At 36.8% G+C, this 12,260-nt stretch carries 8 protein-coding genes; 5 read left to right on the top strand and 3 right to left on the bottom strand.

What is annotated here, in order from left to right; translation table 11 throughout:
* The first annotated feature begins 369 nt into the window (after positions 1-369).
* The 3 genes from AC3ITQ_RS10850 to AC3ITQ_RS10840 are packed head-to-tail and all read left to right on the top strand — an operon-like array spanning position 370 to position 7,448.
* Positions 370-3,393, top strand: a complete 3,024-nt coding sequence (locus tag AC3ITQ_RS10850) for a SusC/RagA family TonB-linked outer membrane protein (protein WP_489238692.1) — start codon at positions 370-372, stop codon at positions 3,391-3,393.
* Positions 3,394-3,403: 10 nt separating this feature from the next.
* Positions 3,404-4,789, top strand: coding sequence for a RagB/SusD family nutrient uptake outer membrane protein (locus tag AC3ITQ_RS10845; RefSeq protein WP_489238690.1), 1,386 nt, complete (start codon positions 3,404-3,406; stop codon positions 4,787-4,789).
* Between the two features lie 46 nt (positions 4,790-4,835).
* Complete coding sequence (locus AC3ITQ_RS10840) at positions 4,836-7,448, top strand: alpha/beta hydrolase family protein (RefSeq protein ID WP_489238689.1); 2,613 nt, start codon at positions 4,836-4,838, stop codon at positions 7,446-7,448.
* Between the two features lie 57 nt (positions 7,449-7,505).
* On the opposite strand, the gene AC3ITQ_RS10835 is transcribed toward AC3ITQ_RS10840, so the two are convergent.
* From AC3ITQ_RS10835 to AC3ITQ_RS10825, 3 genes are all read right to left on the bottom strand, one after another.
* Complete coding sequence (locus tag AC3ITQ_RS10835; protein WP_072974240.1) at positions 7,506-7,802, bottom strand: DUF6520 family protein; 297 nt, start codon at positions 7,800-7,802, stop codon at positions 7,506-7,508.
* An 81-nt stretch (positions 7,803-7,883) separates the two neighbouring features.
* On the bottom strand, positions 7,884-9,407 hold the full coding sequence (locus AC3ITQ_RS10830) for a MauE/DoxX family redox-associated membrane protein (RefSeq protein ID WP_489238687.1): 1,524 nt from the start codon (positions 9,405-9,407) through the stop codon (positions 7,884-7,886).
* A 238-nt stretch (positions 9,408-9,645) separates the two neighbouring features.
* The gene (locus AC3ITQ_RS10825) at positions 9,646-9,936 is read right to left on the bottom strand and encodes a hypothetical protein (protein WP_073409939.1); all 291 of its coding nucleotides are present in this window, start codon (positions 9,934-9,936) and stop codon (positions 9,646-9,648) included.
* A gap of 640 nt (positions 9,937-10,576) precedes the next feature.
* Here AC3ITQ_RS10825 and AC3ITQ_RS10820 point away from each other — a divergent pair.
* Together AC3ITQ_RS10820 and AC3ITQ_RS10815 are read left to right on the top strand one after the other, a co-directional pair.
* On the top strand, positions 10,577-10,969 hold the full coding sequence (locus tag AC3ITQ_RS10820; RefSeq protein WP_489238685.1) for a plasmid mobilization protein: 393 nt from the start codon (positions 10,577-10,579) through the stop codon (positions 10,967-10,969).
* On the top strand, positions 10,954-12,258 hold the full coding sequence (locus AC3ITQ_RS10815) for a relaxase/mobilization nuclease domain-containing protein (RefSeq protein ID WP_489238683.1): 1,305 nt from the start codon (positions 10,954-10,956) through the stop codon (positions 12,256-12,258). Before AC3ITQ_RS10820 ends, AC3ITQ_RS10815 begins: the two co-directional genes overlap by 16 nt.
* The last annotated feature ends 2 nt before the right edge of the window (positions 12,259-12,260 follow it).

Genomic DNA, 12,260 nt, shown 5'->3' with positions numbered 1-12,260 from the left:
TTCAAAAACTGGTAATTTTTAAACGCTCGAGATGATAAGTAAGATGCTCACGTCTTATGGCGTGGGCTCACTTATTCGTGCGTAGGGTATACCAGTACCTTGAAAGCGTTTAAGTTGAGTTCCGCGCCTTTTTTATGGTTATAACTCTCTTATTATTCATAGCAAATCACTCTTCTTAATTTTTAAAAGTTTCGCAACAAGAAAATCGAACTTTTTAAAACTATCATTGCCTGTGTATTAAACAATCATCATTTATGTTTATTAAGCCGTCTACTTAATACATAAAAAATGGCCCTCTACCACAGTGACCAAACTAGTATAGAGAACCATAGCTAATCAAATATTCGTTTAACTAACCAATCCAATATTATGAATAATTTTTCATATTACAGGGATGGAAAAGAACTTTATTGTCTAATTTTTCTTGGCATGGTACTATCTTTTTCATCTGCTTTAGCCGGAAACTCCAACCAGCAGTTCAAAACTATTTTACAACAGACTCAGGTTCAGGGATCTGTAACAGATGGCAGCGCTCCCTTGCCCGGAGTTACAATTGCTGTAAAAGGCAAACTAAAAACCACTGCCATCACGGATTACAATGGGCAGTACACTATTAATGTCACGGCTCAGGATACTTTGGTGGTCACTTTTATAGGTTTTAAAACGGCCATTATTCCTATTGCCGGGCGCACCAAAATTGATATTGCCCTGCAATATGATACGACAACCTTGCAGGAAGTTCGCGTAAATGCCGGATATTATTCCGTAAAAGAAAGCGAACGCACCGGAAGTATTGCCCGGATTACATCCAAAGATATCGAAACACAGCCCGTAACAAATATCCTTGCAACGATGCAGGGCCGTATGGCTGGAGTAAGTATAACCCAGGCAACTGGAGTTCCCGGGGGAGGCTTTGATATAAAGATAAGGGGACAGAACAGCATCAGAACGGATGCCAATTCACCTCTGTATATTATTGATGGTGTACCCTATTCCTCGGAACCGGTTGGGTCTTTTTATACTGGAACAACTTTCCCTACACTTACCAGTCCTTTAAACAGTATAAATCCTGACGCGATCGAAAGCATAGAGATTCTAAAAGATGCAGATGCTACCTCTATCTACGGATCTAGAGGTGCCAACGGTGTCGTTTTGATTACAACCAAGAAAGGTAAAGCCGGAAAAACAAAGTTTACCGTGACGGCATCGACAGGTACTGGGACGGTGACTAAGTTTATAAAACTGATGAATACACAAGAGTACTTGGATATGCGCAGACAGGCCTTTATAAATGACGGGATTAGCGAGTACGGGATTTCTGATTATGATATAAACGGGACATGGGATCAAAACCGCTATACAGACTGGCAGAAAGAACTACTTGGAGGAACCGCTCAAATAACGGACCTTCATGCATCTGTGTCAGGAGGTTCAGAGAATACACAGTTTCTGGTCAGTGGTTCTTACCATACAGAATCTACTGTGTTTGCGGGTGATTTTTTATACCGAAAAGGGGGCAGCCAGATAAATTTAAACCACCAGTCAGAGGATAATAAATTTAAGCTGACATTCTCGGCAGGATTTAATAGACAGGATAATAACCAGCCGTCATTTGATTTTACCTATGATGCGCGGGCACTGCCTCCTAATGCGCCAGCTTTATATAATTCCGATGGTGAACTAAATTGGGAAAACGGAACTTGGGATAATCCGCTTAGGAATCTTAATACGGAATTTGAATCTGCAACCAATGATTTAACAGCAAATACAACTCTTACATACGAACTGGCAAAAGGATTATCGGTAAAAAGTAACCTTGGATATACAATCTTGCATAATGATGAAACCCGAATCGTGCCATCCACAATTTATAATCCGGCAAATAATGTAAGCAGTGCAGGTTCTGCTATTTTTTTAAATAATACAGATCGCTCGTCATGGATTATAGAACCACAGATCAACTGGAAAAAAGATCTTGGTAAATCTAATCTCGACATTCTCTTGGGAGCCACATTTCAAAGCCAGGAGTCCCAATCACTTGTTCAGTCTGGAACAGGTTTCGCTTCCAACAATCTAATTTATAACCTTGCCGCCGCAAAGAATGTACGTGTGCTCACTAACGACCAGACTCAGTATAAATATCAGGCTATTTTCGGAAGGATAAATTACAACCTCAAAGAGCGGTATATCATCAATCTGACAGCAAGACGAGATGGATCCAGTCGTTTTGGTCCCGGAAATCAATTTGCTTATTTCGGGGCAGCAGGTCTGGCTTGGATTTTTTCAAATGAAAATTTACTAAAAGACAGCTCATGGCTAAGTTTTGGTAAAATCCGTTCCAGTTATGGAACAACAGGAAATGATCAAATCGGTGATTATCAATTTCTTGATACCTATACCACCTCATCAGTGCTTTATGGTGGCAACACCGGACTTTCTCCCTCCAGATTGTATAATGCAGATTTTGGATGGGAGACAAATAAAAAATTTGAAGCGGCGCTCGAACTTGGTTTTTTTCAGGATCGCATATTTGTAACAGGAGCTTGGTATCAAAATCGATCGTCCAATCAGCTGGTGGGCCTATCCTTGCCGGGAACAACAGGTTTTACAAGCATACAGTCTAATCTTGACGCTGTTGTAGAAAACAGCGGACTGGAATTTACACTTCGTACCAGTAATTTTGTAAAAGGAAATTTTACTTGGATAACAAATCTAAACTTAACGTTTGCCAACAATAAATTGGTACGTTTTCCAGGTCTGGAAAGTTCAGCCTACAGCCAGCAGTACCGCATTGGAAAACCTTTAAATATTGCACTGCTCTACGACCTCAAAGGTGTTAATCCGCAGACAGGCTTATATGAATTCGAGGATTTAAATGGCGATGGCAGTATTACATTTCCTGAAGATAGACAGGCAGTGGCCGATCTGAATCCGAAATATTTCGGAGGAATTCAAAATCAGCTGACATATAAAGGAATCACTTTAGATTTTTTATTTCAGTTTATAAAACAAAAAAATAGGACCTATCCTATGGGGCCTGCCGGAATGATGTCCAATCAGCAGCAAAGAATAGCCGGCAGCTGGAGGGAACAGAACGATATTGCACCATACCAGATATACACTACCGGGTATAACGATGATGCTATGACAGCCAGTTATTTACTTGATGAAAGTACGGGATCTGTTACCGATGCTTCATTCGTTCGGCTGAAAAATATATCTCTTTCCTACAACCTGCCTCTTTCTTTAAAAGAAACCCAGTGTAAAATTATGCTGCAGGGGCAGAACCTTTTGACATTCACAAAATATAAGGATGGTGATCCTGAGTTTTTAAGTTACGGTTTTCTGCCGCCGCTAAAAGTTATAACAGCAGGAATACAATTAATATTTTAAATCAATTAATATGAAAACCCTTTTTAACACATCGATCAATGCCTTGTGCCATATTATTATAATTTTGATGTTCTCCTGTGATTCGTTTGTAGAAGTTGATCTGCCAAAATCCCAGCTGACCACACCAACTGTTTTTGAAGACTATAATACTGCCAGTGCAGCACTTCTAAATATTTACTCCAATATTAGGGATACGGGAATTTTCACTGGAACAGCTGTAGGGATTTCCAATCAGCTTGGCAACTATGCAGATGAAATTAAAAGCAGTGAAAGTCCAACCAATTCCAGTTTAAGTTTTTATAAAAATACACTTTTGCCTGCCAACACTGTTATCAGTGGGTACTGGAACGCAGCTTATAATCAAATTTATGCTGCAAATGGGATAATCGAAGGCTCAGCTGCAAGTAGCAATCTTACCCTTGATCAGAAGAATCAGCTTCAGGGAGAAGCATTGTTTATCAGGGCACTGGTTCATTTCTATCTTACAAACCTTTTTGGAGATATACCCTATATTACTAGCACTGATTATAAAGAAAACAGCACTGTTAGCAGAAAACCTGTTGCGGAGATATATGGAAAGCTTAGGGCAGATCTTGAAAATGCTATTCTTTTACTGCCTGTTCAGTATCAGGGTCTGGAAAGAGTGCGTCCTAATGTTTTAACTGCAAAAGCTCTTCTTGCCAGAGTCTATTTGTATTCAAAAGCTTATCCTGAAGCGGCAAATGCCTCCTCTGCTGTACTTAACAGAGAAGAACTTTATCATCTGGAAAGTCCCGACCGTACATTTTTATTGAATTCAAATGAAACGATATGGCAGCTGCAGGCCGGAGCTGCAGGTAGAAATACAGCAGAAGCTGCCACTTTTACTTTTATTTCGATTCCTCCCCCTCGTGTTTCGCTCAGCAATTTTCTGGTGGATTCATTTGGGGCTGGTGATTTGCGCAGGTCCCTATGGATAAAAGCAGTTACAAAAAATACTTCGACATTTTACCACGCATATAAATACAAAGAAAACAACTCAACAGCAGTTTCAAAAGAATATGCAATAATGTTTCGATTAGCCGAGCAGTATCTTATCAGAGCAGAGGCCAGGGCCTATCAGGGAGATCTCATCGGTGCCAAGGAAGATTTAAATAAAGTGAGGCATCGCGCAGGCCTTATTGACACTTCAGCTGCAACGCAGCAGGAAATTTTGGACGCCATAATTATTGAGAGAAAATGGGAACTTTTTACTGAGTACGGGCATCGTTTTTTTGATCTTAAAAGGACGGCTAAATTAGACATTGTACTCAGTGGAATTAAACCTGGCTGGAATACAACTGATAATTTATTACCTATTCCTCAAAGTGAGTTTAGTACAAATCCTTTTCTTGGATCTCAAAATCCGGGATATTAAATTTATAATTATGTTTTTCAATATAATAAAGAAGCATCTGAGAACCATGAGGTTCTGTGAAATGCAATGCCCACTATATTTAGTTTTATTATTTATTTTGCCATTAGTAGCCTGTCCCTTATGGGGGCAGGTGGTGCAAAAAAAAAAATTGTCCCCTGATGAGTATCATCTTTGGGGAGAGGTGCGTTTAGACAAAGTAAGCCATGATGAGAAATGGGCAGTATACAATATGGAGTATACTAGCGGAAACGATACTTTATTTGTTCAGAATGTCGAAAAAAATACTACATATGCTTTTCCGGACGGCGAAAACGGCAGCTTTGCGCCTAATGATATATTCGTTTGCCGTTCAGGAGATAACCTGCATATTCTTAATTTGAAAACTTCAAAAAAAGAAACAGTACCCAATGTGATGCAGTATTCATTAAGTGAAACAGGGTATTTAATTTATTTGCGAACCAATAAGAATAATAAAAAAACCCTTGAAATCAGATCGATGCAAAGCGGAAGCATCAAAAAGATCAATGATGTAACTAGTTATCTGATGAGTCCTGATGGTAAAAATTTGGTCTATACAACTTTATTGGATAACAGGAATGCTATTGCTTTAATTAGTATTAAAAAACCGGAACAGATAAAATGGTTTCAGCAGAACAGCAGGGAAAAATTCATAGGTTTGACATGGCAGAAAGAAGGCAATGCGCTGGCCTTTATAAAGCAGTATGATGATTCCAAAGAAAATATTTTGTTTCTATACAACCTATTGAATCATGAATTATATCATCTTAGCGCATCTGATATAAATTTTCCGGAAAATTGGTCCATAGTAAATGACACTTTTCGAAAAATTATAATATCTGAAGACCTGCAGAAAGTTTTTTTTGCTGTTGTTACCTCATCTGCTCTAATACAGCAGCAATCAAATGTTGAGATATGGAATGCAAATGATAAGTGGATATATCCGGTTGAAAAATTTCAGGGCAGTATTGAAAAGAAATCAAAATTAGGTTTATGGCAGCCTGCAGAAAGCAAAGTAAATATTATTACCTCAAATGAGTTATCAAGTGTTATACTTACAGCCGATATGAAGTATGCTGTATTATCAAATCCCAAAGCGTATGAACCCCAATTTGAAATAGAAGGTCCGAGAGATTATTACATCTTAAACTTGAAAACTTTCGAGAAAAAATTAATTCTGGAAAAACATCCCTATGATTTAGAGGCATTGAACCCTTCGCCCACAGGAAAATACCTGGCGTACTTTAAAGAAAATAACTGGTGGGTTTATAATCCGGCCACTGATGCCCATACAAATATTACTGCCTCGACAGGCATTAAATTCAAGGGAAAAAAGCAGGAACTTGTTCCGGAATCAGTCTATGGAAATCCGGGATGGACACAAAAAGACAATGAGATTATCCTATACGACCAATACGATATTTGGGCCATTCCCCCTGATGGAAGTAATTTTAGAAGATTAACTAAAGGAAGGGAGCAGCAAATACAATACAGAATTATTAATCCGTCTGTCAATTATAGAAAACTCGTATATGACGGACCCGTTGTAGAGACCTTTGAACTGAACAAAAAAATATTTCTAAGGGCAAAGGGAAATGACGGCAAGATGGGCTGTTTTAGATGGGATAAATCTTCCTTTGAAAAAAGAATAGTCTATTTAGACAGTTATATTGATCAGTTTAAATACAGTGAGAAAAGAAATAAAATTTTCTATCGAGAGCAAAAATTTGACATGCCTCCACAACTTGTCAGCAGTAATAATTCATCGCTGCCGGTTAGTTTTTTTAAAAGCAATCCCCAGCATGAAAAATACTTTTGGGGAAAATCCGAACTGATTAATTTTAAAAATTCAAAAGATCAGAATTTAAAAGCTGTTCTATTATATCCTGCCGCTTACGATCCTAAAAAAAAATATCCAATGATTGTTAATATTTATCAGGGTAAAGCCGATGAGCTGCATCTATATCAAAACCCTACCTTTGCAAACGAAGGAGGATTTAATGTTACTGTAATGACATTGGAAGGATATTTTGTGCTTCTTCCCGATATCAGCCTTATTTACCAGAGCCCAGGTATTTCTGCTGCTGACTGTGTGGTTTCTGCAACAACGGCAGTAATGAAAAAAGGGATTGTAAATTCGGCAAAAATAGGGCTTATGGGACATTCTTTCGGCGGATATGAGACCGCTTTTACTATTACGCAGACGCCTATGTTTGCTGCTGCAATCGCTAGTGGGGCAATCACGGACCTGGTAAGCCTTTATTATTCTGTCGGCAGATCTGGAAATCCGGAAATGTGGCGCTTTGAGGGCGAACAATGGAATATGGGTGGATCTCCACATGATATACCATCAAGCTATCATGCTAATTCACCTCTTCCAAATGCTGTAAATATTCAATCACCTCTACTGCTGTGGAGTGGTAAAAATGACAAGCAGGTAGACATACACCAGAGTTTAGAATTTTACCTGGCAATGCGCCGATTAAAGAAAAAAAGCATCATGCTTTTATATGCTGATGAAGGTCATGTTTTTACAAAACCAGACAATCAAAAAGACATTACGATACGCATGATAGAATGGTTTAATTACTTCTTGAAGGATGATCATTCCTATTCTTGGATTAACAAAGGAGTACAATAGAAATTTATATAAAAATGCAGTCCCAAATGGGACTGCATTCTTCCATGAAAACGAAAATTACTGACCATTTACAACACGATATAAAGGTTGAACACAATTGTTTTGGTCATCTTTTTCATAAGCAACAGGACCTGATGTTACGTTAAGACGACATAGCTGCGGCTTTTGAATGTTAGAGCAATCTATTGGTTCTTCTTCAGTACAGTCTCCATTTGAATCAGGAAAGTATCCTGGTCGAATGGCAAGGGTATCTGCTTTTGGCGAACTCTGCATGGAGGTAGTTGCAAAAGCTCCTGCCATTGCCAATAATACGGCAGCCACAGGCATTCCATTTTTTAAAAATAAACTTTTCATAATATTAAATTTAAAATTATAATTTGATCTACTTTTTCTACAGGTTTCGATCTGTTTCCTGTCACCAGCGCTGGTAAATTTTTAATTATTGAATTTCATTTCATTCTTAATTATTTTTTTTAGTTCATAAACCATAAGATCATTCCCAATTATAGCATACAAATGCGTATCAGTTGCTGCAAAAGAATTAAGGACTTTGCTCGAAGTGTGAAAGAGAGGAAAACTGAGCAGATATGTATTGTTTTTTAGATCGTATACGTCTATAATAAAGGATTTATCCCATAACTTTTTATTCTCATACCTGCCCTTTACCCTGGAATGCACGAAGAGCAGATTGCCGACTACTGCGGCATTTGCATTTACTACGAATGATGGCGTGGACATTGCATATTGTTTTCCATCCCTGAGGAGTGAAACCTTTAAATTTGGATGGCTTATAGTATCAATGGTATGTCCTCTGGTGATAAGTTTTCCGTTTTTTTCAGCGGTCATAAATTCATTGCGGTAATAGTATAGGTAGACAATTTTCTTTGCCGCTTCACTGTACAGAAGCGTTCCATCAGTATCAAAAATGCCATCATTGCGGCTCTGCAGAAGTTCTCTGCTATATGTTGTTTTTTGTTCGGCGTCAGCATTATAAATCCCCAAAACATTTGCCAGTTTTTTTGAATTGTTTGATCTGAATACCGCCATGCTGCTGTCAATTGGGACTATCCTTGTAAAGTAAGGAACTGAGTTTAATTCTCTAGTGATGGTCCAGTTTTTCATATCTCCTCTAAGGAGCACAGGAACATTCCCATCCGATAAATAAAAATAGGGTTCTCTGACACTTATCGTAATTGATTGGAAGGGGATTTTTTTTGCATCGAAATGCAGTTTATCTAATTTTTTGTTCTTTAGATTTTGGTCCAATGAAAGTACATACATTGGATATTGATAGTTTCCAAGATAGATCCTGTTATTTGCAAAACCGGCAATATAATATGAATGATGTTTTAAATCTATTGTATTTGAAAACTCAGCTGGATGATTTGGATATGTTCTTATAAAAGGGTTGTTATGATGTATGATATTTTCAGAGGAAAGAAATAAAGCAAACACAATCAGTATACTGCCAACAATAATTCCAATTGTTAATTTAACAGTTCTGGTGCCTGTTATAGATGCAGTAGCATTAATGTTGGTTTGTTTTTCTAGCACAATTGCAAAAAGGGCCAGGACAATAAATATACAATTGAAAATCAAGTGCATATTCCAGCTCATTTTCTCTAAAATCCCTCCGCAGGAACAGGGAATAAAAGAACTGAAATTTAGAATTATAAAAATATAAGCAGAAAACATTGTCATCAAACCCAGTGCAGCATACAAACCTATTGATTGCAATTTGGGTACTAGCAGTGCTGCAGCGATTAATAGTTCAATACTAATTACCAGCCACGAAATCCACGAGGCATATATACTTAATAATGGAGACTGACCAAGCTGCACTTCAAAATTCTCAAAATTCAATAATTTACTTACTGCTGCATAAACAAAAAGAATTGTATACAAGAGACAAATGATCTCCGAAATTGCTTTTTTACTATGTAAATTTAATTTTTTCATCTTCATAGATTTTGAAAATCGTTCCTGTTTCAAATTCAAGAAAGAATATCTTAACTTGAAGTTTTACTAATAAGAATTTGATAAGACAAAATTACAGTGGCCTCTGCAATAAACTGTTACCGAAAACAAGCCAAGATTTTTCAAAAACAATCAATCATAGTTAAAAAAATAAAAAAGACATCACTAAACTATTTTGTTTAGCAATGCCTTTTGATTAAATACTTCAATTCAAAAAAAATTACTTGACCGTTTCACTCAGCGTATTTAGTTTTTCACTAAGTTCAATCAGTCCGGCTTTTTGTAAGCATTCATCTCCAAAGAATCTTAACTCCTGAAGATTTTCGTCTGGGATACTCGTCATGAGAATTGAGGGTTTATCATTTTCCTTAGCAGATAATCCACGTTCAATAACATGGTATAATAGCAATACATTTTTTCGTGAAATTTTCAAATCAATCTTCACTACATCATTCATGCCTGGGATACTAAGTACAGTATCAAAAACCTTGGCCACATCATTTGTTGTCATAATCTTCACGGTTTTAATTAATAATTTATTTCTACAAAGGTATAAAGCCAGTCTTAAAGTGTCATGGACATAATATGTCCATCATAGGTAAAATCCATTTCGCTTACTTAATTTTGTCTCTGAAATAAAAAGGAAAGGTTAAAATGAGCAACCAAAAACCTTCCCTAAAACAGTCAGGATTTTGTTGTTTTAAAATTGGTTTATTGCTTTGAAAGAGCACGTTTTTCAATCTAAGATTCGGAAGATTAATTGTCATAATTGCTACTCAGTTATAATAGTTCTGAATTTTATGCAGTGTGCACTTTCCATGAGTTCCAAAATAAAATGAAACAGATTTTATAAAAGGATATTGAAATTTTAATGACTTAATGAATACAGCATTGAATTTCCAGAATACTACAATAAGTACAGCAAATAGTATAAAAGAAGTCTGTAAAAGAGAAATTTAAGTTTTGAGTATTTTGGAAACATAGGAATATCAGAAAAACATTTAAAGTATCAGCAGGATTGCAACGTTCCTGCAATCGGCAAGATGTCCTGTTGTTAAACAACAGCCTTCTTACTACTCTATACTCGGAACTCGTGAGCAGTCATACTGAAAGCATAAATTAAGGTTTGATAACAATGAAAAAGAGAGAAAATGAAAAGAGAAAATTCAAACAGAACACGCATTGTTGGGTTAAGGTTTACACCCGAAGAGTATGCGAAAATTGAGAAAAAATGGAAAGCTAGTACTTGCCGCAAGCTGAGCGATTACATTCGCAAACACCTATTTGAGAAATCTATAAATACCACTTACAGGAATCAGTCTTTAGATGATATGATCCATGAAATGACCCAGTTGTTCAAGCAATTAAATGGTATTGGAAACAACTTCAATCAGGCAGTAAAAAAACTACATACACTAAATCAAATTCCGGAATTTAAAGTATGGATTTTGAGTGCTGAACTGGATAAAAAAAAACTTTTTGACAAGATTGATGAAATCAAAAATTACATCCGGAAAATCTCGGAAAGATGGTTGCGATCATAAAAACAGGATACGCTATCCACAAGGTTTTCTATTACAATGAAAACAAAGTAAAAGAGGCTGTTGCAGAATGTATTGGAGCCGGAAATTATCCGATTGATGTCGATCAAATGAGGGGTGACGTAAAACTAAACCGGTTTTTAAAACAGCTGGAACTAAATGAAAATGTAAAGCGAAACACTGTACATATTTCGATCAATTTTGATCCTTCAGAAAATCATTCCAAAGAAAAATTAATGGCTATCGCGGATACTTATATGGAAAAAATCGGATTTGGCCAGCAGCCTTATCTCGTGTATCAGCATCACGATTCCGGACATCCGCACATCCATCTGGTCTCCATAAATGTTCAGAGAGATGGTAGACGTATTGACATGCAAAACATTGGCAAAAACCGATCTGAACCGGCAAGAAAAGAAATCGAAGAACGCTTTGGACTTGTTAAGGCGCAAGGGAATAAAAACAGTACTGATTTTACGCTTAAGCCAATCATCTCACAAAAGATTCAATACGGGCGAAGCGAATCGAAAAAGGCTATTGCAAATGTACTGGGTCAGGTACTTTCATCTTATAAATATGCCAGCTTTCCAGACCTCAATGCTGTGCTTAAACAATACAATGTTTTAGCAGATCGGGGCAATGAAGATTCAAAAATGTTTAAAGCAAAAGGATTGATGTATAGAATACTTGATGATGACGGTAAACCTATCGGAGTCCCCATAAAAGCCAGTCTGTTTTACAACAAGCCAACAATGAAATTTTTAGAAGAAAAATTTGAGTCTAATAAAACAAATGAAGTCTCAGATTTAAGAAGGGTAAAAAATGCCATTGATATGGCATTCTTTAAAACTCAAATATCACTCGCAGAACTAGTTCAAGTACTGCAAAAAGATGGAATCAATACTGTTTTTAGAAAAAACGCAGAAGGATTGCTTTATGGAATTACCTACGTTGACCATACCACAAAATGTGTTTTTAATGGAAGTACACTTGGTAAACAATACAGTGCTAAAACGATACAGGAACGTTGCGCGTACGTTAATCCAGCCGAACAAAAAATGACAAATTTGGTTAGTGAAAAATTACACGAAATCACATTTGAAACACCGAAATCGGAAATAATTGTAGCACTGTTTGGTGATGATTTTAGGGATAACAAATACATAGGATCCAGCACTATAATGGGGCAATTAGCAGAGATGCTCATGCAATCAGAACAAACGGCTAATTATCTTCCGTATGAGCTGAGAAACAAAAAGAAAAAAAGAAAAGGACAATCTAATAATCGATAAAA

The sequence above is a fragment of the Flavobacterium sp. KH_001 genome, assembly GCF_057840745.1.
Note: the sequence above shows the minus strand (reverse complement) of the source record. Positions and strands in the feature narration are given on the sequence as shown.

Bases quoted from the DNA above. Each gene is read 5' to 3' on its own strand.
- AC3ITQ_RS10815 (WP_489238683.1), top strand. From the start codon at position 10,954: ATGGTTGCGATCATAAAAACAGGATACGCTATCCACAAGGTTTTCTAT.
- AC3ITQ_RS10850 (WP_489238692.1), top strand. From the start codon at position 370: ATGAATAATTTTTCATATTACAGGGATGGAAAAGAACTTTATTGTCTA.
- AC3ITQ_RS10845 (WP_489238690.1), top strand. From the start codon at position 3,404: ATGAAAACCCTTTTTAACACATCGATCAATGCCTTGTGCCATATTATT.
- AC3ITQ_RS10830 (WP_489238687.1), bottom strand. From the start codon at position 9,407: ATGAAAAAATTAAATTTACATAGTAAAAAAGCAATTTCGGAGATCATT.
- AC3ITQ_RS10820 (WP_489238685.1), top strand. From the start codon at position 10,577: ATGAAAAGAGAAAATTCAAACAGAACACGCATTGTTGGGTTAAGGTTT.
- AC3ITQ_RS10825 (WP_073409939.1), bottom strand. From the start codon at position 9,936: ATGACAACAAATGATGTGGCCAAGGTTTTTGATACTGTACTTAGTATC.
- AC3ITQ_RS10840 (WP_489238689.1), top strand. From the start codon at position 4,836: ATGAGGTTCTGTGAAATGCAATGCCCACTATATTTAGTTTTATTATTT.
- AC3ITQ_RS10835 (WP_072974240.1), bottom strand. From the start codon at position 7,802: ATGAAAAGTTTATTTTTAAAAAATGGAATGCCTGTGGCTGCCGTATTA.